Origin of the sequence: Sphingomonas sp. PvP056 (genome assembly GCF_040549155.1) — a bacterium.
GTDB lineage: Bacteria > Pseudomonadota > Alphaproteobacteria > Sphingomonadales > Sphingomonadaceae > Sphingomonas.
Genome location: NZ_JBEPST010000002.1, coordinates 81,787 through 105,355, shown reverse-complemented (window position 1 = coordinate 105,355; position 23,569 = coordinate 81,787). Strand labels below are relative to the sequence as shown.

General features: G+C 63.7%; 19 protein-coding genes. 9 read left to right on the top strand and 10 right to left on the bottom strand.

Features of this window, described 5'->3' with window-relative positions; all coding sequences use genetic code 11:
- Nucleotides 1-2: 2 nt before the first annotated feature.
- Together ABIC17_RS04670 and ABIC17_RS04665 are read right to left on the bottom strand one after the other, a co-directional pair.
- Entirely contained in the window at nt 3-980 is a 978-nt protein-coding gene (locus ABIC17_RS04670) for an MBL fold metallo-hydrolase (RefSeq protein ID WP_354279633.1), read from the bottom strand.
- Nucleotides 977-1,687, bottom strand: a complete 711-nt coding sequence (locus ABIC17_RS04665; RefSeq protein ID WP_354279631.1) for an alpha/beta fold hydrolase — start codon at nt 1,685-1,687, stop codon at nt 977-979. Before ABIC17_RS04665 ends, ABIC17_RS04670 begins: the two co-directional genes overlap by 4 nt.
- 223 nt (nt 1,688-1,910) lie before the next feature.
- On the opposite strand from ABIC17_RS04665, the gene ABIC17_RS04660 reads away from it, so the two are divergent.
- The 7 genes from ABIC17_RS04660 (at nt 1,911) to ABIC17_RS04630 (ending at nt 9,309) form a co-directional block, all read left to right on the top strand.
- Nucleotides 1,911-2,324 carry a hypothetical protein gene (locus ABIC17_RS04660; protein WP_354279629.1) on the top strand — a complete coding sequence of 138 codons (414 nt, stop codon included), beginning with the start codon at nt 1,911-1,913 and terminating at the stop codon, nt 2,322-2,324.
- A gap of 8 nt (nt 2,325-2,332) precedes the next feature.
- Nucleotides 2,333-2,821 carry a hypothetical protein gene (locus tag ABIC17_RS04655; RefSeq protein WP_354279628.1) on the top strand — a complete coding sequence of 163 codons (489 nt, stop codon included), beginning with the start codon at nt 2,333-2,335 and terminating at the stop codon, nt 2,819-2,821.
- A gap of 389 nt (nt 2,822-3,210) precedes the next feature.
- Entirely contained in the window at nt 3,211-3,768 is a 558-nt protein-coding gene (locus ABIC17_RS04650) for an NADPH-dependent FMN reductase (RefSeq protein WP_354279626.1), read from the top strand.
- A gap of 268 nt (nt 3,769-4,036) precedes the next feature.
- The gene (locus tag ABIC17_RS04645; protein ID WP_354279624.1) at nt 4,037-7,051 is read left to right on the top strand and encodes a sensor histidine kinase; all 3,015 of its coding nucleotides are present in this window, start codon (nt 4,037-4,039) and stop codon (nt 7,049-7,051) included.
- On the top strand, nt 7,044-7,688 hold the full coding sequence (locus ABIC17_RS04640) for a response regulator (protein WP_354279623.1): 645 nt from the start codon (nt 7,044-7,046) through the stop codon (nt 7,686-7,688). The genes ABIC17_RS04645 and ABIC17_RS04640 overlap by 8 nt, the downstream gene beginning before the upstream one ends.
- Before the next feature lie 547 nt (nt 7,689-8,235).
- Nucleotides 8,236-8,568 (top strand): GCN5-related N-acetyltransferase, encoded by a 333-nt coding sequence (locus ABIC17_RS04635; protein WP_354279622.1) that lies wholly within the window; start codon nt 8,236-8,238, stop codon nt 8,566-8,568.
- Nucleotides 8,569-8,778: 210 nt separating this feature from the next.
- Nucleotides 8,779-9,309 carry a DUF2238 domain-containing protein gene (locus ABIC17_RS04630; RefSeq protein ID WP_354279620.1) on the top strand — a complete coding sequence of 177 codons (531 nt, stop codon included), beginning with the start codon at nt 8,779-8,781 and terminating at the stop codon, nt 9,307-9,309.
- A 23-nt stretch (nt 9,310-9,332) separates the two neighbouring features.
- On the opposite strand, the gene ABIC17_RS04625 is transcribed toward ABIC17_RS04630, so the two are convergent.
- The 5 genes from ABIC17_RS04625 to ABIC17_RS04605 form a co-directional block, all read right to left on the bottom strand.
- Entirely contained in the window at nt 9,333-10,148 is an 816-nt protein-coding gene (locus ABIC17_RS04625) for a transporter (RefSeq protein WP_354279618.1), read from the bottom strand.
- 243 nt (nt 10,149-10,391) lie between these two features.
- Nucleotides 10,392-11,129: a hypothetical protein gene (locus ABIC17_RS04620; RefSeq protein WP_354279616.1), complete on the bottom strand. Its 738-nt coding sequence runs from the start codon at nt 11,127-11,129 to the stop codon at nt 10,392-10,394.
- Nucleotides 11,129-12,568, bottom strand: coding sequence for an efflux transporter outer membrane subunit (locus tag ABIC17_RS04615; protein WP_354279614.1), 1,440 nt, complete (start codon nt 12,566-12,568; stop codon nt 11,129-11,131). Before ABIC17_RS04615 ends, ABIC17_RS04620 begins: the two co-directional genes overlap by 1 nt.
- Nucleotides 12,565-15,753: an efflux RND transporter permease subunit gene (locus ABIC17_RS04610; RefSeq protein ID WP_354279612.1), complete on the bottom strand. Its 3,189-nt coding sequence runs from the start codon at nt 15,751-15,753 to the stop codon at nt 12,565-12,567. Before ABIC17_RS04610 ends, ABIC17_RS04615 begins: the two co-directional genes overlap by 4 nt.
- 1 nt (nt 15,754) lies before the next feature.
- Nucleotides 15,755-17,011 (bottom strand): efflux RND transporter periplasmic adaptor subunit, encoded by a 1,257-nt coding sequence (locus ABIC17_RS04605; protein ID WP_354279611.1) that lies wholly within the window; start codon nt 17,009-17,011, stop codon nt 15,755-15,757.
- Nucleotides 17,012-17,146: 135 nt separating this feature from the next.
- Here ABIC17_RS04605 and ABIC17_RS04600 point away from each other — a divergent pair, with 135 nt between their 5' ends.
- Complete coding sequence (locus tag ABIC17_RS04600; protein ID WP_354279609.1) at nt 17,147-17,821, top strand: response regulator; 675 nt, start codon at nt 17,147-17,149, stop codon at nt 17,819-17,821.
- Nucleotides 17,818-19,170: a sensor histidine kinase gene (locus tag ABIC17_RS04595; RefSeq protein ID WP_354279607.1), complete on the top strand. Its 1,353-nt coding sequence runs from the start codon at nt 17,818-17,820 to the stop codon at nt 19,168-19,170. Before ABIC17_RS04600 ends, ABIC17_RS04595 begins: the two co-directional genes overlap by 4 nt.
- On the opposite strand, the gene ABIC17_RS04590 is transcribed toward ABIC17_RS04595, so the two are convergent.
- The 3 genes from ABIC17_RS04590 to ABIC17_RS04580 all read right to left on the bottom strand — a co-directional run bounded on the left by ABIC17_RS04590 (nt 19,148) and on the right by ABIC17_RS04580 (nt 23,557).
- Nucleotides 19,148-20,170, bottom strand: a complete 1,023-nt coding sequence (locus ABIC17_RS04590) for a sensor histidine kinase (RefSeq protein WP_354279605.1) — start codon at nt 20,168-20,170, stop codon at nt 19,148-19,150. The two genes, ABIC17_RS04595 and ABIC17_RS04590, sit on opposite strands and share 23 nt — an antisense overlap.
- A 1,253-nt stretch (nt 20,171-21,423) precedes the next feature.
- Nucleotides 21,424-22,056: a peptidylprolyl isomerase gene (locus ABIC17_RS04585; protein WP_502958409.1), complete on the bottom strand. Its 633-nt coding sequence runs from the start codon at nt 22,054-22,056 to the stop codon at nt 21,424-21,426.
- 388 nt (nt 22,057-22,444) lie between these two features.
- Nucleotides 22,445-23,557 carry a glycoside hydrolase family 68 protein gene (locus ABIC17_RS04580; protein WP_354279603.1) on the bottom strand — a complete coding sequence of 371 codons (1,113 nt, stop codon included), beginning with the start codon at nt 23,555-23,557 and terminating at the stop codon, nt 22,445-22,447.
- Nucleotides 23,558-23,569 lie beyond the last annotated feature (12 nt).

Genomic DNA, 23,569 nt, shown 5'->3' with positions numbered 1-23,569 from the left:
CTTCAGGGGATCGCGACCAGCTTAGTCGAGGGGATCCACCGCCATTGCTCGGCCCCCCGCTCTAGTCTGCCGATCCCCGGGAAAGCGAGGTGAGCGCCGGCGATGAGATAGCGCTGCTGCGCGGCCTCTGCAAAGACGCGATCCCGACTCGTCCGGGCCTCGCCTGGGACCGAGTCGAATTTGATGGTGATGCCCGGATCCTTCAGTTGCACCAGGGCGACGTGGACGACGTCGCCCCAGATCAGCATCGTCTCGGTACCGCTGTGCACGCGATAGCCGGTATGGCCGATCGTGTGCCCCGGCAAATCCTCTGCCGAAACGCCCGGCGCGATCGAAGCGCCCGGACGGAAGGTCTTCACACGGCCCGCTGCGATATAGGGCGCAAGCGAAGCCGCTGCAGCATCGAACGACGACTGAACCGACGCATCGACCTTGCGCGCGTTCGCCTTGTCGAGCCAGAAGTGCTCCTCCGACTCCGCGAGGCGTACGATCGCGTTCGGGAATGCCATCCGTCCGTCGACCGACAGGCCGCCGACATGATCTGGATGAAGGTGCGTGATCAGCACTTCATCGACTGTGTCCGGGCTGTAGCCCGCCGCGGACAGCCGCTTGCGGACATTGCCAAGCGTGGGACCGAAATAGGTACCGCTTCCGGTATCGACCAGAATCCGCTTTGCGCCGGTATCGATGAGATAGGCGTTCACCGACGTCGGCTGGATCGTCGGCTGCGCAGCGCCCGCGAGAAGCGCGCTGACCTCCCCTGGCTTCCGATCGACCAGCAGCTGATCCGTCGCCAGCGCAAAATCGCCGTCCGAGATCGCGACGATTGTGAATGTGCCGACCTTCGTTTTGGACACACCCACGTCGCGCGCGATTGGTGGTTCGGCGGTAGCCGCGCCGGTCTGCTGGGGCGCCGCGAAGAGTGCATTCGGCGCCAGGCCGAGGAGCAGCGCGGCGGCATGACGCGAAAGGCATTTCATGCCACGGCTCCCGTCGCGTTCACGGCGTCGATAATAATGTCGGCAACAGCATCCGGCATCGAAAGCAGCGACAGGTGACCGGCCTTCAGCTCGGTCGTCTTGGCCTTCATCATGGCAGCGAGTTCGCGTTCGAGCGCGACGCTGACCACACGATCCTCTGCGGAGACGACGTACCAGGTCGGGCGCGTCGACCACGCCACCTCGGTGATCTGGTCGCCGAACGCGCTCGCCGGGAACGGTGGCTGGACCACTGCCAGCACGCGCGCCTCGTCTTCGGGAAGGTCGGAAGCGACGTCTTCGACCCAACCTTGCGCGCTCAGCGACAGGAAGCCGGCACCGTCGTCACGGATCTTGCCAAGCGCCGGTGGCGATTCATAGGCCCCAACGAGGTCGCCGACGGACTGTCCGACCTTGGGGGCGAAGGCCGCGACATAGACCAAGGCCTTCACCTTCGGGTCGTTTCCGGCTTCGGTGATCACAGCGCCACCCCAGCTATGACCGACCAGCACGATCGGACCCTCGATTGAATCAAGCGCCCGCTGCGTGGCCTGGACGTCGTCGCCGAGCGAACTGGTCGGGTTCTGTACGGCCACTACCGGGATTCCCTTCGCAAGAAGATGCGGGATCACGCGCCGCCAGCTCGATGCGTCGGCCCAGGCGCCATGGACGAGGACCACAGTCGGTGCGGTCGACGGGGATTGGGTCATGGATTGCACTCCTTTGGGAGCCGAAGCGGCCCTTCATCGCAGCGAAGCTAGAGCCGGCGTCCGTGCCGCTATTGTCGGAATGTCAGCAAATTTGGCCGGAACCGCTTTGTCTTCGATCCCCGTCAAGAAACGCGATCTCGCGTTCGTGACTTAGGCGCGCGAATCTACAGGTCGCATCAGCCGTGTCCAAGACGGTCCGAGCGCGGGAGGCGATGCTCTCCCCATGATCCATCTATTCGGTTTCCTTGAACAGATCGGACAAGACTTTCCGGCTTTTGCGGAGAGGCCTGCCGGAGCAGTTCCGCTTCCAGCACGACAGGAGGTCAGCATGCCAACGTCCGATCCCACGCCAAATCTCAGCGAGCGCGAATGGCTCGAAGTTGCCGCCGCCCTGCGCAAGGCAAACGCCTGTGGGTGCGCCGCCCCCCTGCCCGGCGAACGCGTGGGCTGGATGACGCGTTTGCGACACGCGCTTTCGGGGGCAGCCGGTGAGGTAGATCCACGCCTCGAAGCCATTCGTCGCTTCGCCTGCGGCACCTATCGCCGTCAGGCGCCAGCGGAAGCGCTCGTCGACGATCTCACCCGCCAGGGCTTCAGTCTCGCGCAGATCGACGCCATCGCGCTGCTGTCGGCATGAGCAGGGCCATGACCTTGCTTTCGGCCGAACCCGACACGGTCGAAACCATCATCCGCCCGCCGCTGCGCGCCTTGGGTGACGGTTTTCAAATAAGGGGCGCGTTATCTTCCGCACCGCTCGGCTTGCCGCGGTTCTTCTGGTTCCTCCTTCGTTCACTACCGGCGCAGCAAGGACAGGAGAATAGAATGAGAAATTCCCTTGGTAAAATCCTCGTCGCTGCGATCACGATCGGCTGGAGCACGATCGCCGTAGCAAGCGTGGACCGATCGTCCAAACCCGGCGGGATCTACCGCCTGAAACCAGGCATTTATGTCCAGAAAGGGGTCGGTTGCGGCACCGCGCCCAACGCCGCGGTGCGCAGCTATGACGGGCGGGGGATCAGCGATGCACACACCCATTCGTGCCGCGCCCGCATTCTTTCGCGGCGCGGAGCCCAATACGACGTCAGCCAATCGTGCGTGGATGCGGGTGTCGGGTCGGGCCGGCCCCGCGCGTGACGGAGCGGCAAAAGCTAACCGTGCTGGATGCGCTGACGTTCACACTCCAGACGCGTGGCGCAGGGACGACGTACCGATATTGCCCAATCTATCAGCTGCCCACGGGTTTGCGAGGTCAGGCACGATGAGCCACGGCGCGCGAGCCGCGGGCCGAGGTCTCGGACGCGATGGGCTGATCGGCCCGACGGAAGGCCGACTGCACCCTTTTCAAGAAAACCGAACGCGAAGCGCGAGATAATGCAGATGGTGCGGGCAGCGAAGCGCGCTCATCTAACACGGAATCCGCAACACCGACACCGTCCCCAAACACCCGCGTTTGGGTAACATCGTGGCGGTCGCTGCCGCTCTTAGGACTCAAGCGCTGCCCCCCAAACGAAAGCAACCGACCCATGTCCCATCCAAAACCGCTCCGCTTCGTCACCCTCCTCGGCAGCCTGCGTGAGGGCAGCTATCATGCTGCGCTGGCAAAGGCTCTTCCCGCACTGGCACCGGAGGGGGTGACGATCACCCCGCTTGCCTCGATCGGCGATTTTCCGCACTACAACGCGGACGTCCAGGCCGAAGGCTTCCCGCCCGCCGTCCTGGAAATGGCGGACAGCATTCGCGGTGCGAACGGCGTCCTGATCGTCACACCGGAATACAATTACTCGGTTCCGGGCGTGCTCAAGAACGCGCTGGACTGGCTCTCGCGCGTGACGCCGCAGCCGCTTGCCGGCAAGCCGGTGGCGATCCAGACAGGGTCGCCCGGCACGATCGGCGGAGCCCGCGCGCAATATCATCTTCGTCAGATGATGGTCTTTCTCGACGCGCAGGTGCTGAACAAGCCGGAGATCATGATCGGCGGTATGCCGAGCCGCATCGATCCGACGGCCCATGAGATCACGGACGAAGTGACTGCAGGCCTCGTGGCACAACAGCTCGTCGCCTTGGCAGCCATGGTCCGCTGACCGTTCGGCGGCAAGGGACGGAGATCGACATGACGACGTTCGTGCTGACGGCGCTGCTCCTCGTTGCGATGGCGATGACCGGGCTGGCGTTTCGGTCGCTTGCCCGGCCATGGCTCCCTCGCCGGATCGCGGGACGATCAAGTATCAAGACTGCCCGATGTATGTGTGCGCCAGAAATGTAGCCCTGCCCCCCTTTCGGGTCGCTCGTCCGTGCTCCAACCGCGTGGTAACGCTTTAACGTCGCCCCTCCATCTGACACGCGAGATCCATGTTTGCTGTCCGCCTGTGTCTGCTGATCCTGCTTTGCGCGTTGAGCGCAGTCGCGTCGGCGAGAGACGGTGGCGGGACGAATGGTAAGTTCACCCACACCAGCTGGACGAGCAAAGACGGCGTGCCGGCAATGGTGCAGGCGCTTGCGCAGACGCCCGACGGATATCTATGGCTCGGCACTTATGATGGGCTCTACCGCTTCGACGGCGTGAGCTTCGATCCCATTCCCGTGGCCAAGGGGCATCCACGCGGCTCGATTCCGGTCAGCGCGCTCCTTGTCACGCGCGCCGGCAGATTGTGGGTCGGCTACGCCGGCGGGGCTGGTGTCGAGGTCATGCGCCAGGGGCGGCTCGAGCGCGCGGGGATGCCCGGCGCCCCCGGCGAAGTGACCGGGCTGGTCGAGGATCGTGAGGGTGCCATCTGGGTCGTCGGGGGGCGTGGGCGCAAGGCCCTGAAGCGCTACGCCGCTGGCAAGTGGCAGAGCATCAACGAGCGGTGGGGCGTACCCGACGACCAGGCCGTCTCCGCGGTGCTGTCGGCTCAAGACGGGACCGTCTGGCTCGCAACGCAGTCCCAGATCTTCTTCCTGCGTCCCGGAGCGCGGCGCTTCGAGGCGAGCGGGCTCATGATCAGCAACGGTGCCGGTCTCGCCCAGGACCGTGCCGGCCGCATCTGGCTGTCGGATGCGGGGGGGACGCGAGTGCTGCCCGGCTTTCCAGGCGGCGCAAAGGCTCCAGCGCGTAGCGTATCGAAGGCCACCGATCGAACGGCGCGGCGGATCAGCTTGCTCTTCGACAGTCATGGCGATCTATGGGGATCGACGTATACCGACGGCGTTTTCCGCATCGATCGCCCTGACGGTACCACAGCTGGCACCCCCTCTTATTTCCGGACCCCCGATGGGCTCACCTCGAACGAAGCGGTGGCACTCCTCGAGGACCGCGAAGGCAACGTCTGGATCGCGACCGAGCTGGGACTGGATCAATTCCGGCGATCCAATATCGAGCGCATCCCCCTGCTCACCAGCGGTTCGGCCGAGAATTTCATGGTCATGCCCGACGCGCGCGGCGACATCTACCTGGCGAACGGGTCTCGCCTCTGGCGCTCGGTGCCCAACGACGAGCCGCGGTTCGTGATCGATCTGCAGGATGACATCCAGGCGCTCTGCCGCTCCCGGGGGGGCATCTGGGTGGCACAAAAGGGTCATGCCGCGCGGATCGAGGATGGCCGGATTACGGCACGGGTTTCGTGGCCGGACGGAAAGTCGGTCTCCAGCTGCGGCGAGGACCGGAGCGGGACATTCTGGCTGGCCAGACAGGCGGGCAATATCCTCTACCGTGACGGTCAGGGCTGGCGGAAGGTCGATCTACCCTCGCGCCGTACGCCGCTCGACATCTTCTTCGACTGGCGAGGCGCCATTGTGGGGTCGCTCAGGAGAAAATCCGTCGTCATTCTCGATGGGCCGCGGACTATCCATCTGTCGGAGGCGGATCTTGGCGTGGCCGGGATCACGACCGTTTTCGGCAATGCGAAGGCGCTGCTCGTCGGTGGCGGTACTGGACTGGCCCGATGGGACGGTCACCGGATCCAGCGTCTCTCAATCTCAGCCCAGCCGTGGCTGCGGGGCGTCCGCGGCATCGTCCAGACCGAGGCCGGCGACACCTGGATGCTCAATAACAAAGGCATCGCCCGGGTCGCCACCGCTGACCTGGACCGCGCCTTCGACCGACCGTCGGCGCCGATCGCCCATGATCTGTTCGACGAACAGGATGGATTCACCAGCCGGACCCAAAATTCCCAGAGCCTGCAGATCGCGCTGGGCGGGGACGATCGGCTCTGGTTCCTGACTCGCCAGGGCATTCTGCGCATGGATCCGAGCCGCCTCGAGCGTAATCAGATCGTGCCGTCGCTGGCGATCCGGTCCGTTGTCGCAGACGGAAAGTCCTATCCGGTGACAGCCGATCTTCGACTCCCACCCGGTACGCGCAACATCGCGATCCAGTATACCGCGCTCAGTCTCGCCATTCCGAGCCGCGTGCGTTTTCGTTATCGCCTGCAAGGGTTGGACAGCGACTGGATCGATCCGGGCCAGCGGCGGCAGGCATTTTACACTAACCTCGCACCGGGCACGTACACCTTCGCCGTCATTGCCGCAAACAACGATGGTGTTTGGAACCGGAAAGGGACGTCGTTCAGGCTCATCGTGCCGCCGACCTTCGTGCAATCGAAGACATTCATCGCGCTGTGCGTCGTCATCGCCCTTCTCTCTCTGTGGCTGCTCTACAGGTTGCGTCTGCACACCATTGCGCAGCGGCTTCGCGTGCGGCTCAGCGAACGCCTTGCCGAACGCGAGCGCGTTGCCCGCGAGATCCATGACACCCTCTTGCAGAGCATCCAGGCGCTCATTCTACGGTTTCAGCTCGCAGTCGATGATATCCCGGCTGAGTTTCCCGTCCACCGAAGCCTGGAGAGCACGATCGACCTTGCCGAAGAGGTTCTCGCGCAGGGGCGCAACCGGATTCGCGACCTGCGGATTACAGAGAGTGCCGACGACCTTGCGCGGATGATCCACGACATCGTCGAGCGCCTGGTATTCCCGCCGACCACCACGGTGCGGATCGTCACATCGGGCGAGGCGGTGTCGCTCAACCTGATCGCGGCCGACGAGATTGCGCGCATTGCCAACGAGGCGATCTTCAATGTCTGGCGCCACGCTCGAGCAACGCAGCTCGTCGTTCGTATCGTGTTTTCACAGCCGAGGCTGACGGTCACCATTCTGGACGATGGTGTCGGCATCCCACCCGATATCCTGCAAGCCGGCTACCGGGCCGGCCATTACGGCCTTCGCGGCATGCAGGAGCGGGCGAAGCGGCTCGACGCGGAGCTGAGCCTTTCCTCGTCCGCAGGAACCGGTACCGAACTAACGCTCACAATCTCCGCGCGGGTAGCTTATGCTGCGCAACCGAGACGATGGTTCCCACTCAGAGCACGTCGGGGAGAGACTGTTGACTGAACCGACGACCATGGTTGAGCACCCTATCCGGGTCCTGGTGGTGGATGACCACCCCCTGCTCCGGGAAGGTCTCACGGCTACGATCCGCAAGCAGCCGGATATGGACGTCGTTGGCGAGGCGATTGACGGCGTTGCGGCGATCGAACAGTTCAACCTGCTCTCGCCCGATGTGACGTTGATGGACATTCAGATGCCCCAGATGGGCGGGATCGAGGCGATCGAGCGCATCCGGGACATCGATCCCAGCGCTGCAATCGTCGTTCTGACGACCTTCCCCGGCGATAGTCAGGCGATGCGCGCGCTGAAAGCCGGTGCCGCCGGGTATTTGCTCAAGAGCTGTATCCGTAAGGATCTCTCGCAGACCATCAGGGCGGTCCATGCTGGCGAGCGTGCGATCTCGGCAGAGGTTGCCCAAGCGATCGCCCTGCATGCGATGGAAGCGCGGTTGAGCGAACGCGAAGCGAGCATCCTGCGCCTTATCGCAGAAGGGCACCCCAACAAGCAGATCGCCTGGCAGCTCAATCTCGCTCAGGACACCATCAAGGGGCATTTAAAAAACATATTCGCCAAGCTCGACGTGACAGACCGCACGCACGCTGTGGTCGTCGCGGTTCGCCGGGGCTTCATCGATCTCTGAGTTGTCACAGGCGTGATTCCGGCGGCCGGTCGAATTCTTGTATGCCTATCGCCCTTAACAGCCGACATTCCGCAGTTTTAAGCGGCCCCAAAGGGGCGATCTAGCCAGATGGCGAACATGGACCCGAGGCTGAGGTTGTCACGAAGGTTGGGGATCTGATCACGTTTGCCACAAACGACAACACCGCCCGTGAGGGCGGCGTTGTAATAGTATAGCGTTTGGTTGTGGGTACCTGCTCGACTTCTGTTGGCCCTACGATGACCGGTTCCGGCGTAAGCTGACATTGCTGGCGCTTCGACGGAACGGCTTGAGTAGGCTGAGAGCTGCCGCCGGTTAGCTACCGATCAAGATCTGAACCATTGATGGTTCAGATCTTGATCATCAAGTTTGGATCCTTTTGACCCGCAAAGCGACGTCGGTCGCCAATGTCGGCTTCCCGAAACCTGCCATTCATTCAAGTGGCAGCAGGTCTTGCCGAATTTTAGCCGCTGCGGACTAGTAGTGCTCACCGATGGAGGCATTATCGGGTGGGCCACGGAGGTTATCGATGACGGAAAGCGCACGAGCAGGAATCGAGCAGCAATGGTTGGATCTGACCCGCATACGCCTTCCCAAGCGCGCGATCGAAGCGCAGTGGTCGTTGCGGCTTGATCACTGTTTCCAGCGTATTCTGCTCGACGATGCCTGTGGCGGGTGTTGGTACGACCATATTGTGGGTAGACCCGCTTACGCTAACGCGCCCGACGCGGTGCTGGCCCGTGCGATCGCCACCGGCGAGGCGCTGCTGGCCGGAAAGGCTGACTTAATTGCGCTTAACGCGCAGTCGCTGGCATGGAGGGGAAAGGGCGGTAGATCTAACGGTCGATTCCGGTTTAGCTGAAGTGCCTGCGGAACGAAAAAAGGTGCCGAAGGTGCCAGATCACCGCTCTCGATTGCATCGCCTAATCGGCGCAGTGCGGGAGGGTTCGGAGGTTAAATGCCAGAACAGAACCGGTCACGAATTAATAGAGGGCTCGCGCTGTTAACGGTAGGGTGGACCGGCGCGCTCGTGGTGTCGGGCTGGAACCCCTTCGATCGTGCGACGTGGTAGATGGAGATCGCGCCCGCCCTCATCGTTCTACCTGTTCTTTGGGCGACGCGTCGGCGCTTCCAGCCGACGAATTTGGCGCTCGCCCTCATCTTTGTGCACGGTCTCGTACTGATAGTGGGCGGCGCCTACACCTATGCGCGGGTGCCGATAGGCATTGACGTTGAGAGCTGGCTTGGTCTTTCGCGAAATCCATACGATCGATTTGGCCACCTAATGCAGGGGTTCGTACCAGCCATCGTCTTGCGCGAGTTGCTCATAGAGCTGGGCGGCATGCCGCCGGGCCGGCTACTCACTACTCTGGTCTTGGCGTGCTGCTTGGCCGTAAGCGCGTCCTACGAGTTGATCGAATTTGCGGCTGCTATGGCGTTAGGCCAGGGCGCAAATGAGTTTCTTGGCGCCCAAGGAGATGCATGGAACACACAATGGGACATGCTAACGTGTCTCATCGGCACTGTTTTCGCCGTGGTCCTGCTCTCTCGCTTCCACGACAGGCGGTTAGACCAGCAGTTCGCATTACGTTCGGCTGAGTGACTGCCTCATGAGACGTTTAGCGTTCAAAACCGGTGGGACACGCCAGCGAAAACTTCGATATCGGGCACGGCTTGGTTCAGGCCGACATTGGTACCGAGATCAAGCTGCATATTGTGGCTTGGCTGCCAGGACAACGCGACACTGCTCAGAGCTGGCGAGCCACGAACTGTTGGATCGGGATCGTCGTCGCGCATCATCTGGGCACTGACGTCAGCCTTGACTGCCTCACTTAACGAATATTCGATTTCGAGCGCGCTGCCGTACAGGGCATGACGGCCGCGACCGTCATCGTCCACCGCCGCAGCCATGAGCGGGGTAACTTGCAGCGAGACTTTGTCCGACGCGCGGTAGGTGACGGGAAGCTGGAATGCCGCGCCCCAATCCCCGGCGCCGATCGGCCGCCGCCCGACCGGCAGGAGTGCCGTGGCGATGATGGACATTGCCAACCCGGTGTCGCCTGTTCGTTCGACGATGGAGGTTTTCACGCCGACGGTTGCGTCACCAACGCGGCCGTTGCGCTCGACGCTGCCATCTGCGTGGCGGTCGCGTTCGAAGCCGTAGGGTGTCCAGCCGAGCCGCAGTTCCGTTTTGCCGCCCACACCGTAACGAATTAACGTGTCACCGACGAGGATCGTATCGGCACGCGCGCCGTCGCTCCGTTCGAGCGTCCAGTCGGTAAGCGCGGTCTCGCTCTGGAGTCGACCTGGCGCGGTGATGCACGCGCTTGTGGTAAGCCCTGGGCGCTCACTGCACAGTCGATCGGCATTACTGTCCTCGGCGTCCGCCGCCGCCGCGATGTATGCCACGCCGCAGGCCAATACCGTCATGAACCCACGCATCTTTCCTCCTTGAACGGCTTGGCGCCAACACATTCGTCGAGGCTATGCTCCCGTAGGTGCGGCTAAAACGAGACCGGGGGCAAGCGCCTCTCAGGCATCTCACGCATTGCAGCGATTGCTGGCGGACCGCTTCGATGCGGCACCCCCCACCCATGAGCGGACGCTGAGAAGGCATCACCCTCCCCGACCGCAGGCGGTCATTCATGCCCGTGATGGTGTCCCAAACTTTCGGTCAACGGACATCTAGCGCATCGCATCTGTAGACGCAGTCGCATCGCTGCGTAGCCAAATGCGATTATGGCCGAGATCCAGCAGCACATCGCGTCCGGAGAACGTCTGCCAGCCGAGGACCGGGAGCGAGCCCGCCATGTCTCGAATGTGTACCTTCCGCCCAATCGGTTGCGCCGTGCCAATGGTCGTTTCGACCACGGTACCGTCACCGATATGGGCGACGGAAGCGATCGCCGCGGGGAGCATCAACTCTGACTCACTGGAAAAATCGAGGATGCCGGTCTCGCTTGTCAGGCCCGCTACTCTGGTCGGAAGGGTCCAGCTGCCGTCCTCGCGCGGTGTCAGCACGATTGCGGTCAGGCCGCGCGTTGCCCTGGAATATTCCGACCGGAGAAATAGCCGGATCCGCTGGTGCTTCAGATCCACATCTATAAGATGATCGAGCATATCGCGGCCGATCCGCAGGTCGATGTCGGCGGGAAGCGAGAGGTCGGATACGATCTTTGCATCGACGCGCATCTCTTCGGCACCAATCCCGATATCGACTTGCCGACGGCTATGTTTGCTGGACGGCGAAGCCCCCTTGCCTGGCAATTGCAGCTTTCGTGAGAGCCGCGTACTAACGGCCGACACGGTCGCTTGCGGTGACAGCAACGCGCGGACATGGTCGAAATCCACCCGTGCCGTAAACGTCAAAGTGGCAGCGACCAAGATGATCTTGTTGCTGACCCCTCCTACTAGCCCGCCCATTACATACCCCCGTGATTTTCAAGGTTCGTCACACCTCCTCCGACCGCCTGATACAGGGCGACGGTGTCCGACAATCGCAGCGCTCGTGCCTGGATCAGCAAGGCGGTCGATTGAGCGCTTGCGGTCGTGGCATTGAAAACGGTCAGCGTGCCGACCCCGCCGAGCGACAGCTGGCGGCGGGTAAAGGTAAGGTTCTGCGACGCTGCGTCGTTTGCGCGGGTTGCAGCGTCGAGCGCAGCGGCATCGGTGCGAAGCCCGGACAGGCTGTCCGCGACATCTGCGAACGCCTGCAACGCGGCGCTGCGATACTGCGCCTTGGCGCTGTCGAGCGCCGCTTCGGCCGCGCGCTGTTGGCCACGCAGGGCCCCGGCGTGGAAGATCGGTTGCGTCACCCCGCCGAGCAGCGCCCAGAACGGATTCCCGCCTGCAAACAACCCGCCGAAATCGAGCGCGGTGCTGCCCCCGGTCGCGGTGAGCAGGATATTGGGAAGCCGCGCGGCGATTGCGACGCCGAGATCCGCACCGGCACCGCGCATCTGCGCCTCCGCCGCACGGACGTCGGGGCGCGCCGCGACGATCTGTGCGGGCAAACCGATCGGCAGCGCCGACGGGAGCATGAGTGCTTCCAGCCGCGGCAAATCAGGCAACGGCGCGCCGGGAGCGACGCCAAGCAACGACGCAATTACGGTACGTTGATGGTCGCGCTGCCGCATCAACGTTGGCAGTGCGGCCTCGGCGGTCGAGAGCACGGTCTGCTGTGCGGCGACGTCCGCCGCGCCGATATCCCCTAGCGTCTGCCGGCGTTGCAGCAGTTGTAAAATATCGCGGTTGCCCGAAACGCTGTTGGTCGCGGCATCGATCTGGGCCGTAAGTGAGGCGTACTGGATTACGGAGAGCACGAGATTGCCGACTACCGTCGTTCGTGCCGCGAGCAGACGATCCTGGGCAACCTCCGCCGCGGCGCGCGCGGAGCGGGTGCGATTGCGCTGCAATCCAAACAGATCGAGCGGATAGGTGACCGAGACTTGCGCTGTGTGGAGCGTGTAAAGGTTCTGGCTCGCGTCGGCGAGCGGGCTTTGCAACGCGTTCGAGACACGAGTCCGCTCGACTTGATAGGAGGCGTCGGCCTGCGGCTTGCCGGCGGCAGAGGTCACGACCAATTGCGCGCGGGCTTGTCGCAGATTGGCGTCCGCCACCGCCAAGTCATTGTTGGCGGTCAGCGCGCGCGTGACCAATACGTCGAGCGCGGGACTCTGGAAGCGCTGCCACCAATGCGCGTCGAGCGCCGTACCCGGCGTGATCGTCTGTGCCGCGCCGTGCGCTGGGGCGATCTGTTCGGGCGCGATCGCTGGCGCCATCGGCAGCGCGGTAGTGGGATGTTGCGGTCCGACCGTGCAGCCGATCAGCAGCAACGGGGCGGCGAGCGTGACGCGCTTCATGCCGGTTCTCCCTGCTGAATGACGGGATGCGGATGATGTGCGACGTCGCGCCCGTGTGCGCCGCGTTCGTCTGGTCCGACATGCCGCGAGAAGCGCCCGATCAGCACTGGCAGCACCAGCAGGATCAGGATCGGCGCAAGCCCCATTCCGCCGACCACGACGAGCGCGAGCGGCTTCTGCACCTGGCTCCCAATTCCCGAGGATACTGCGGCGGGAAGCAGGCCGATCGCAGCGGCGAGGCATGTCATCACCACCGGGCGCAGGCTGGTCTGGACCGTGCCCGCAAGCGCCGCGTCGCGTTCGAACCCCTGGTCGATATGCTGGTTGAAGGTCGTCACCATCAGGATGCCGTCCATCACCGCGATGCCGAACAGCGCCACGAAGCCGATCGCCGCCGAGATACTGAACGCCGTCCCGGTCAGCGCGAGCGCGAGTACACCGCCGATGATTGCCATCGGGATCACGCTGAAGCTGAGCAGCGTATCGCGCACCGAGGAGAAGTTGGCGTAGAGCAGCACCAGGATCAGCGCGAGGCTGATCGGCACGACCACCTCGAGCCGGTTGACCGCGCTCGTCAGGCTGCCGAGCTCGCCCGCCCATTCGAGGCTGTACCCCGGCGGAAGCGTGACGTTCCTGGCGATGCGCGCCTGCACCTCGTCCACCGTCCCGCCGAGATCGCGCCCGCGGACGCTGAACTTGATCGGAACGTAGCGTTCCTGATGTTCGCGGTAGATGAAGGAAGCGCCGGTAGTCAGGCGGACCTTGGCGACTTCGGACAACGGCACCTGGATCGACCCGGTCCCGGTCGGTGACGGCGCGCCGATCGTGATCCGGCGCAGCGCATCCAGACTATCGCGCTGCGCGTCCTTGAGCCGAACGACGATCGGGAAGTGCCGGTCGGTCCCGCGCTCGTACAGGTCGCCGCTGCTTTGCCCGCCGATCGACGCGGCGACCGACGTGTTGATATCGTCGGGGGTCAGGCCATAGCGCGCCGCCGCGCCGCGATCGATGTCGATCTGCACGGTCGGCTGGCCGAGCGAGTTGGAGATGCCGAGATCGGCAACACCACGCACCCTGGCCATCTGGTCGCGGATCTGCTCGGCAATATGCTGGAGCGTCGCGAGGTCGGGGCCGAACACCTTGACCGAATTTGCACCCTTCACGCCCGACGAGGCTTCCTCGACATTGTCCTGGATATATTGCGAGAATTCGAAGTCGACGCCCGGGAAACGCGCCTGCAACCGGTGTTGCAGCTCGGCAGTCAGCGTTTCCTTGGTCACGCCTGCGGGCCATTGGTCGGCGGGCTTGAGCGGGGTGTAGAATTCGGCGTTGAAGAAGCCGGTTGCGTCGGTCCCGTCATCGGGGCGGCCATGCGACGAGATAACCCGCTGGACTTCGGGATAGGTGGCGATCATGTCGCGGATAGCATTGACCGAGGGTTGCCCCGCCTCGAGCGAGATGGAACCCGGCAACGACGCGCGGATGTAGAGATTGCCTTCCTCCAGATGCGGCAGGAATTCGATCCCGAGCGAGCGCATTCCGACCAGCGCGGTGACGAGCAGTAGTGCCGCACCCCCGAGCGTGACGATCCGGTTGGACAAAGCGAAGGCGGCGGCGGGTTCGTAGACCGCGCGGAGCTTGCGCACGACCCAGGTTTCGACCTCGTCGAGCGAGTCCGGGAGGAGCAGCGCGGACAGCACCGGCGACACCGTGAAGGTCGCGACCAGCCCGCCCGCGATAGCGTACGCATAGGTCTTCGCCATCGGGCCGAAGATGTGCCCCTCGACCCCGGTCAGTGTGAACAGCGGGATGAAGCTTGCGATGATGATTGCGGCGGCGAAGAAGATCCCGCGGCTGACTTCGCTCGACCCGTGCAGGATCGCGGAGAAGCGGCTCGCCGGGGTGGCGTGGGTATGCCCGCCCTCGATCGCGGCGGACCGTTCGACCATATGGCGGAAGATGTTCTCGACCATGATGACGCTGGCATCCACCACCAGCCCGAAGTCGAGCGCACCGAGCGACAGCAGGTTGGCAGATTCGCCCTGCACCGTGAGGATCAGCACCGCGAACGCAAGCGCGAACGGGATGGTCAGCGCGACGATCACCGCGCTGCGCAAGTTTCCGAGGAACAGCCACTGGAGCACGAAGATTAGCAGGATCCCCTCGACCAGATTGTGCATCACGGTGTGGGTGGTGACACCGATCAGCTCGGACCGGTCGTAGATCCGCTCGAGCTTGACGCCCGGTGGCAGGATGCCGGTCGCGTTGATCGTCTCGACCTCTTTCTGGACCGCGTTGATCGTCGGCATCGATTGCGCGCCGCGCTGCATCAGCACGATGCCCATCACGATGTCGTCGTCAGCGCCCTCGCCCGCGATGCCGAGACGCGGGGCATTGCCGATCCGCAGCGTCGCGACGTCCTTGACCAAAACCGGGTTGCCCGCATTGGTCGCGACGAGCGCGTTGCGGATCGCATCGGTCGACTGGATCAGCCCGACGCCGCGGACGATCGCCGCCTGCGATCCGAAGTTGATCGTCTGCGCGCCGACGTTGCTGTCGCCCTTGCCGATCGCGGCGAGCACCTGTGACACGGTCACGCCGTGCGCGACCATCCGGTCGTTGTCGACCACCACCTCATAGGTGCGCAGCTTGCCGCCCCAGCCGGTCACGTCAGCGACGCCCGGGATTCGCTTGAACCGGCGTTGCAGCACCCAGTCCTGCAGCGTCTTGAGGTCCATCACCGAATAGCCCTTGGGCGCGGAGATGCGGTAGCGGTAGATTTCGCCGATCGGACTGGTTGGGGAGATCTGCGGCTGCGCGCCACCGGGCAAGGCGCCGAGCTGTGACAAGCGGCCGAGCACGCGTTGCTCCGCTTCGCCAAAGGTATAATCGTAGCTGAACTGGATCCGGATATCGGAGAGGCCGAACAGCGAGATCGATCGGACCGCAGTGATATGCGGCACGCCCGCCATCGCGACCTCGATCGGGATCGTGACGTTACGCTCCATCTCCTCGGCCGAGACGCCGTTGCTCTGTGTCAGCACCTCGACCATTGGCGGGACCGGGTCGGGATAGGCCTCGATGTTGAGGTTGTAGAAGGCGATGCCGCCGGCCAGGATAAGCCCGACCAGCAGCATGAGCACGAGGATGCGCTGGCGCAGCGCAAAGCCGACGATGCCGTTCACGTCAGAGCCCCGCTTCGTTCACGAACAAGGCGCCCGACGTGACGATCCGGTCGCCCGCCCTCAGCCCTGCGACGATATGGTCGACACCGTCGGTGCTGTCCGCGACCTGGACGGGGCGAGCGTAAAGATAGCCCTTGGCGCCCGCGATCCATACGACAGCCTTGTCGCCTTCATGGATTACCGCGTCCGACGGGACATAGATTCCGGTCGCCGCACCACTGCGCTTCTCGATCGTGAAGCTTGCGAACATCTGCGGCTTCAGTGCGCCGTCGTCGTTGCGGACGGTCGCGCGGACCGGGAGGCGATGCGTCGCCGGATCGAGTGCCGCGCCGACATTGTCGATCACCGCGTCGAAGACCCGGCCCGGATAGGCTGGCGTGGTGACGCGTGCATGGTCGCCGACATGGACGCTCGCGGCATCCCCTTCGGCAAGCTGCGCGATCAGCCAGACGCGGCTCGCATCCGCGATCGTCATGATTGGCTTTTCGCCGCCCGCAGTGACGTATTGGCCGGGCGCCACGTCGCGGCTCGCGACGACGCCCGAGACCGGCGCGCGATACACCGTCTGTGCGGAGATCGAATCGCCGCCCGCCTGCAACCCCCGGATTTCGGTCGCGCCCTTACCGAGCAGCGACAGCTTGTCGCGCGTTGCCGCCAGCGCGGCATCCGCCGACCGCAGGGCGGATTGCGCGGTCACCAGGTCGCTTTGCGCCTGACGGTAATCCTTCAGCGCGCCGCCTGCGCTCTGGTAGATCGCGGCCTGCCTAGTCGCGGTATCCTGTGCAATACGGACCTGCGCGGCAGCGGTCGCGCGCTGAGCGCTTGCGGTGACGAACTGGTCGCGTGCCTCGACGAAATCGGGTGACGCGATGCGCAGCAGGGGTTGCCCGCGCGTCACCTTCTGCCCGGCCTGGACAAACACCGCGGCAACCTGCCCCGAGAAAGGCAGTAAAACGGGTGTGCTGCTGTCCCCGTTGACCGCAATCGTACCGGTCGCCTGGATGCCGCCGGTCACCGTGCCGTCACGGACCGTCTGCAGCTTCATCGCCGCGAGCTGGTCCTTCGTCGGCGCAAAGGATCCGGGCGGGGCGGTCGGTGTCACGGACTCCGCAGGCTTGGTCGCGGCGCGCATGACCGCGACTACAACGACGAGCAGGACAATGATCAGCGCCACAATCGCAAGCAGGCGCAATTGTGCGCGTCGGTCCATTTTGGTCGTGGCGGGGAGGCCAATGCCGTGGTCGGTCGTCGCCGTCATCTCAGTCTCGAACTCGTTTGCGAGGCAGGTAGAGGCGGCGCACTAGGCAACGAGGCTTACAGCAGACTTACAGACCTATTTTTCCGCGGCGCCTTTCTGCAAGAGGGGCTTGAAGCAAGGGGGACCGGCGCGACGATGCGGCTGTTGATGGTAGAAGACGACCGGGAACTGGCCGAAGCGCTGGCAGCGGCGCTCGCGCGGCGCGGGATTTTCAGCGATCATGCCGACACCGCCGCGGACGCGCTACAGATGGCGGCGGCAGCCCGGTATAGCGCGGTCGTACTCGATCTTGGGCTTCCCGACGCGGACGGATTGACGGTTTTGCGTGCTCTTCGCGCGCGACGGGATCCGGTTCCCATCATCGTCCTTACCGCTCGCGGCGATACGGCGGCGCGGATTGGCGGACTGGATCACGGTGCTGATGATTATCTTGCGAAGCCGTTCGACGTCGAGGAACTCGTCGCGCGGTTACGGGCAGTCCTGCGCCGTCAGGGCGGGTTCGCAGGCGCCGAACTCACCGTTGGCAACCTTCGTTTCGACTCCACGGCGCGTGCGGTAGACGTCGATGGGCGCGTGCTTCTTCTCTCTGCGCGGGAGCTCGAACTGGTCGACGTGCTTCTAAGACGACCGGGACGCGTCGTGGTAAAGGCGGTAATTGAGGATCAGTTATTCGGCTTGTCCGAGCCGCTCGGGTCCAACGCGATCGAAGTCTACGTCCATCGCCTGCGCCGCAAATTGGAGCATGCTGGCGCGACGATCGTGATCGAGACAATCCGCGGGGTTGGATACATGCTGCGCGCCTCAACGTGAGAATCCGCTGGCCGCGTTCGCTAATCGCGCGAATCCTGCTCCTCGAAGGGGCTGCGATCCTGTTCGCAATGGTCTTCATCCCGCTCCTGACCGCATCCGTGCTCCAGCAGACCAAGGCTGTGTATCAGGAAAGACTGCTTATTGCACAGGCGCAGGACATCGCTGCGGAGGTGACGTCAACGGCCTCTGCTCCCGGTCGCGTACTCCTGCCGCCGGCACTCGAAGCACTGTACGCGGGTACCTATGACGGGCGCGCATTCGCGATCGTCAACGCCGCGGGCCACGCAGTGACTTACAGCCCGCATGCCAACGGCGTGCCGTGGGATGCCGTAAGACGCGGGCGAAGCGAAGAGTCGTTCAGGCGCGGCAGCTACGTAGTGGTCAGCGTCCCAGCGCGGATTGCCGATATGACCTGGTGGATCCTCGTATCGCAGGACGAAACCCGCCCGGGTGCCATTACTGACGACATCACGCGCGGGTTCCTGACCCGGTATCTTGCATTGCTACTGCCGATCCTGTTGCTGCTACCGTTAGTCAACAGCGTGCTGATCGCGCTTCTGGTCCGCACCGTCCGCAAAGTATCGGACCATGCTGCGGCAATCGGTCCGCGAAGCCTGCATGTGCGGCTTGCCGACGCGGGATTGCCGACCGAAGTGCGCCCGCTGGTGCATGCAACCAACAGCCTGATCGAACGGCTGGAACAGAGCTTTACGGCGCAATCAGAGTTTGTCGGTAACGTCGTGCACGAATTGCGCACGCCGCTGGCAACTCTCCGCATCAGGCTCGACGCGGTGTCCGACGACGCCTTGCGCGCGACCTTGTTAGCGCAAGTCGACCGGGTCTCGCACGTCGTTTCCCAATTGCATGATCTCGCGCGCGCCGACGTGATCGAGGAGGAGGACCTGGTTGCCATCGATCTGGTGGCTGTAGCGCGGGACACGTTGACGGACTCTGCGCCGATGATCGCGGCAAGCGGACATCCTGTGACTCTGGACGTGCCGGCCGCGCCCGTATTGGTCCGCGGAAACCGGGTGCTGCTATCGATCGCGCTCTCGAACTTCATCAGCAATGCCGTGCGGCACACCCCAAGCGGGACACCGATCGCAATCGCCGTCGATCCTCGAGGTACGGTAAGTGTTACCGATCGCGGACCGGGGGTTACCGTCATGGACCGCAGCTTGCTGACCCAGCGGTTCTGGCGCGCGGATCATCGGCGGTCCGACAGCGCCGGGATTGGCCTCTCCATCGTCCAGCGGATCGTCGCCTTGCACGACGGGTGCCTGAACATCTCCGACGGCCCCGTTGGTGGCACGCGCTTCGCAATGGTCATTCCCCTTGCGCGCCAATAGCGCCGATTGCAGCGGCGGCTGGCAAGGCGAATTGCAGTGTCGCCACGGTCGTGCCGGAGATCCGCGCATAGGCGATCGTGCCTTGTATCTGTTTCGCGAGCAAAACCAGAAGGCTGCGACCACGGCGATCTTTGCCGTCACCGCTGCTGAACCCGACGCCATTGTCGGTAACCATCAACTCGACGCAGTCCGGGCGGAAGGTGTGCCGGTGCAGGTACAGCAAGACTTCGCCGCCTTCCCCGTTAGGAAAAGCGTGTTTGCGGACATTGGTCAGCATTTCGTTTGCAACTAGACCAAGCAGGCTCAACGTGCGGATCGGCAGACGAAGGCTTTCGTCGATATCCGCACGCAACGAAATCGATCCGATACTCAAGGTGGTGAGTTGCAGGTCGCCGCAGAGATCGAGCAAAAACTGCCGGGCTGCGATCGCGTCCTGCGTATCGCGGTCGCGCACTTCGAGACGCTGGTACACGCGTCCCAGAACAACCAATCGGCTACCGATGTCGGTGAGAAGGTCCCGCGCCTCCAGGCTGGTCGCATCGCTCGCCTTGATCGACGCCATCGAGACCAAGATTGACAGATCGTTGGAGAGGCGGTGCGCGAGCTCCGCATGCGCCACGCTTCGCCATTCCGCCGCCTGCCGGCTGGCCGCCACGTCCGCAGCCAGAACCGCGGAAAGCGTATCGCGGCGGGCAACATACCAGGCCATCATTACCCCGGTGGTGATGACACCGATCAACCCGATGGCATGGTCCGGATCGCTGACCGCAAACCCTTCGCCCGGCAAGATCAGGGCAAGCTCAAGCGCGCCGGTTACCACCGCGGCAGCAGTGGGAATACGACCTCCAAGGAATGCCACGATGGCAAAGGCCAGACACGTCATGCCGAACGTCGGGGCAGCGTTGTCGGGTGTGGCAAGCGTGCACCCCACAATCACCGCTGTTTCGAAGAGAATTGCTAGAGCCGTCGCAACGATGATACGTACCAGGCGGGATGCCATAAGGAACCCTTCAAGCTCAGGCGAGATGCAAACACCGCCTTGGAATCATGGTCGCTACCGTCACGCCATCGAGGCCAGATGCGATCGGAGGCTTACATCGACCTTACAACGCGGCTTCCGAGATTGACGGCGACGGCTTGGGGGATGATTTTGGACGCGGGTTTGAGCGAGGCAACACTCTGCGCTGCGGATCGCGGCCGGCATCAAGTCGTTTCTCTCGATGTTCCTGTCACGTCCACCACGAAGATCGGCAATCGATACCCGTATGGCTCCTTCCGCGCATCGGCGCGCAAAAGCTTCTTCCCTAGGCCGCAAGCCAATCGAGGACTACGCACAATTTGGAACAACGTCGTTTGTACGCCATTAACGACGCGCGCCTCTAACCGGTAGAACGCATGATCCGAAATCCCCATGCGACGGTTGACTTCGAGCACCGGCGTATCTGGCCATCAAAAGCGCGCTGACCACCGGCGACAGCTGATTGACACTGGCATGGGCATTCAACGGTACAGGTCTGACGTTCGGGCTTCAGCGGCTGTTTGCCGAGCATGGCGATGTTCACAATGTGCGGATGGTGCAAACCGATCGGCTAACGAGGGAGTCTGGCTTCTGCCTCAGCTATTCCGAACGACGGCACCTACCCGCAAGATTGCGCGCTTTACTGATCATAGCGGGTGAACCAAAGCCACTTGGCTAGCGCATACGCATGTTTTCAGTTCTTCAGCTTAGTCGTCGCCGCCGTCGCGTCTTAGATCGCGCCTTTAGTGAGATGACTGCAAGGGCGGATCGTTGCCATCACGTAGCGCGGATTCAGCGTTCGCTTTCACCAATCCACCCCCAAAAGCGGCCATTCCGCTTTCTACTCAATATGACTACACAGCCCCCTGCATAGCTACCTGAACGAACGTTCGGTTACGCCGTTCGCCTCCCGAAAGCGGACAGGCCGCTTCCCACCCTCTTCACCCCGACAGCGCCCCCATTAAAGCGCGATCGATGAAGTTGCCGCGCCACCGGGCTGATTGCATGGACCAAGGACATGGGTCGGCTTAAGTTGACCTGTCGCCCGCTACAATCAGGTGCTACAAATGCTACGAAATACCTGATCAGGCCTTTTGCCAGGCTATTGTTTTTATTGGATCATTCCTCACGATGACGCCTCTCGTAGGGGTCAAGAGCTTTACGCCGAGGCGTGACGCGCGATGAAACTCCACTAGGGGCGACGATCCGGGCACACGCCGCCGCCCCAGGCCAGATCACGGCTTCACCCGCCGCGCCGTCAGCACTTTCACCGGAGCCACCGGCACTTGCCCCTGGAACGCCCCGTGCTGCGTGGCGGTCGGGGAAACGGGTGCGTCCATGATGCCGACGATCACGTCCATGCCTTCGACGACGTGGCCGAACGCCGCGTAACCGAGATTGTCCGCGGGCTGCCCCTGCCCTGCATCGAGCGAGCGGGTCTGGTCTCCGACGCTGATCGTGAACTCGCTGCGCCCGGTGCCCGGTGCAAGCCGGGCGAGCGAAACCTCGCCGTCGGTGTGGTGGAGCCCGGTCTGCGTCGTCGGCTCGTGCGCGATCGGCGGGAGCAGGCGCTTGGGCTCGCCATTGGCGCCGAACTGGACGAAGCCAAAGTGATCGGCGGCCTTGACCGCGCGGTAGAATTCCACGCCGTCGAGCTTCTTCTGGTCGACGTATTTGAGGAAGTTGGTGGCGGAGAGCGGGGCCTTCGCCGTCTCCACTTCGATTACGATCCGGCCCGCGCTCGTGTCCAGCACGACGCGCGGCAACGCCGGGGACGGCATGGCAACGGGCGCAGGCGCTGCAACCGGTTCCTGCGCCAGAGCGGGGACGGCCAGCGCCAGAAACAGAGCAGACAGACAGACCTTCATCGCATTCCCTTCGATCTCGCCAGACCGTCGGCTATCCCCCTGCAGCCGAAAGCGAAGGGGCGTCGCCTGGCACGGCCTGGATCACCGTAGCCGCGCCACTACCCCGGTCAATGCCGGCCGACCTTGCCGCGCGAGACCGAAATACCCGCGATCTTCCGCTAGAAGGACGGCCTTGAGCGAAGCGGCGTCGAGCTCCCATCGCCCCCATCCGTCAATTGCCGTTTTCCCGCGAAGGCGGGAATCCAGTGCCAAGCAAAACAACGGCTTACAGTTCGCTCGACTCCTGGACTCCCGCCTGCGCGGGAGAACCTATGGCTTCGCGGTGACCATGCGGAGGCGGGAATTCGTTGTTGCAACGAATCATCCGCCCAGCCGGCAGGCCGAACGCTCAAATGATCGTCGCGCGGTCCCCCTCCAGCGCGAGGCGGAACGGCACTGCGGGTGTCCCCCCGAAATGACGGCGTGCCTCGTCCACGTCGACCGGTTGTGCGACGAGACCCGGCCGGTCCACGAAACTCAGCACGCGCAGATCACCCAGCACCAGCCAGCTATACGCCTCGAGCGGAGACTCGGGCGGGTTGCCGCAAACGAGGCCGCTGCCGTTGAGCGGCCGCCACGGCCCCGCGAAGCGATCCGCGACCATCCCGTACAATCCGGTCGGACCCGAGGGACCGTCGCTCGCGAACACCTTTCGCTGGGTGACCCAGAAGCAATAATAAAGTCCGCCGTGCAGGACGATATGCGGGCGCTCGAGTTCGTTGTTGAGCCCGTCCGCGGTGATCAGCGGCGACTGGAGCCGCCATTCCCCCTGCTCGCGCCGCGCGACGCCGACCGCGCCATTCCACGGCGACATGGATTGGGCGAGCGATGCCGCGAACAGCAGATACTCCGCACCGTCGGCGGGATCGCGAAACCAGGCGGGATCACGAAACGCCTTGATCGTCCCGATCCCGCCGCCGCCGGTCATGTCGCGCGCATAGGTTACGCCGTCCGCCACCACCGACTCGATCGGCGTCGTCCAGCCCGACAGATGCGGCACGCCATCCTTGATCGTGAGGTCGGCGCTGGTCTCGAACAGGCGCTGGTCGAAACTGGGTTCCACTTCGCCGCGGTGCCCCGCGGCGGTGAAGTACAGCATCACCCGGTCGTGGTCGGGCGAGACGATCGCCGATCCCGACCATTCGCGACTGCCGGGGGCCAGACCATCGGGCAACAGATCGCCGAGATCACGCCACCCGTCCGCGGTTTCATGCATCGCCCGGATTCTCGCGAGCGCATGCCGCGATTCGGGATCGGGAAGTACCGGCGCGGAGAGCAGCATCTGCAAGGCGCCCCCCGCAATGTCCGCGACACTTCCGTCACATTCCTGCACCGGCCAGTAATCCCACAGGTCAAAACCGGGCAAAATCGGCGTGACATCGGGCGTAAAACTGCTCGGAACTGTTGCAAACGGCTGGTGCGCGATCGAGGCGACCGCATCGCGGGACCAGATAGTCGTCATAAACTGCTACTC

Excerpts from the sequence above, each read along its gene's own strand:
- ABIC17_RS04605 (WP_354279611.1), bottom strand. The coding sequence starts at position 17,011 with ATGACGGCGACGACCGACCACGGCATTGGCCTCCCCGCCACGACCAAA.
- ABIC17_RS04650 (WP_354279626.1), top strand. The coding sequence starts at position 3,211 with ATGTCCCATCCAAAACCGCTCCGCTTCGTCACCCTCCTCGGCAGCCTG.
- ABIC17_RS04600 (WP_354279609.1), top strand. The coding sequence starts at position 17,147 with ATGCGGCTGTTGATGGTAGAAGACGACCGGGAACTGGCCGAAGCGCTG.
- ABIC17_RS04655 (WP_354279628.1), top strand. The coding sequence starts at position 2,333 with ATGACCTTGCTTTCGGCCGAACCCGACACGGTCGAAACCATCATCCGC.
- ABIC17_RS04630 (WP_354279620.1), top strand. The coding sequence starts at position 8,779 with ATGGAGATCGCGCCCGCCCTCATCGTTCTACCTGTTCTTTGGGCGACG.
- ABIC17_RS04625 (WP_354279618.1), bottom strand. The coding sequence starts at position 10,148 with ATGCGTGGGTTCATGACGGTATTGGCCTGCGGCGTGGCATACATCGCG.
- ABIC17_RS04635 (WP_354279622.1), top strand. The coding sequence starts at position 8,236 with ATGACGGAAAGCGCACGAGCAGGAATCGAGCAGCAATGGTTGGATCTG.
- ABIC17_RS04670 (WP_354279633.1), bottom strand. The coding sequence starts at position 980 with ATGAAATGCCTTTCGCGTCATGCCGCCGCGCTGCTCCTCGGCCTGGCG.
- ABIC17_RS04580 (WP_354279603.1), bottom strand. The coding sequence starts at position 23,557 with ATGACGACTATCTGGTCCCGCGATGCGGTCGCCTCGATCGCGCACCAG.
- ABIC17_RS04620 (WP_354279616.1), bottom strand. The coding sequence starts at position 11,129 with ATGGGCGGGCTAGTAGGAGGGGTCAGCAACAAGATCATCTTGGTCGCT.
- ABIC17_RS04615 (WP_354279614.1), bottom strand. The coding sequence starts at position 12,568 with ATGAAGCGCGTCACGCTCGCCGCCCCGTTGCTGCTGATCGGCTGCACG.
- ABIC17_RS04585 (WP_502958409.1), bottom strand. The coding sequence starts at position 22,056 with ATGAAGGTCTGTCTGTCTGCTCTGTTTCTGGCGCTGGCCGTCCCCGCT.
- ABIC17_RS04590 (WP_354279605.1), bottom strand. The coding sequence starts at position 20,170 with ATGGCATCCCGCCTGGTACGTATCATCGTTGCGACGGCTCTAGCAATT.
- ABIC17_RS04660 (WP_354279629.1), top strand. The coding sequence starts at position 1,911 with ATGATCCATCTATTCGGTTTCCTTGAACAGATCGGACAAGACTTTCCG.
- ABIC17_RS04645 (WP_354279624.1), top strand. The coding sequence starts at position 4,037 with ATGTTTGCTGTCCGCCTGTGTCTGCTGATCCTGCTTTGCGCGTTGAGC.
- ABIC17_RS04665 (WP_354279631.1), bottom strand. The coding sequence starts at position 1,687 with ATGACCCAATCCCCGTCGACCGCACCGACTGTGGTCCTCGTCCATGGC.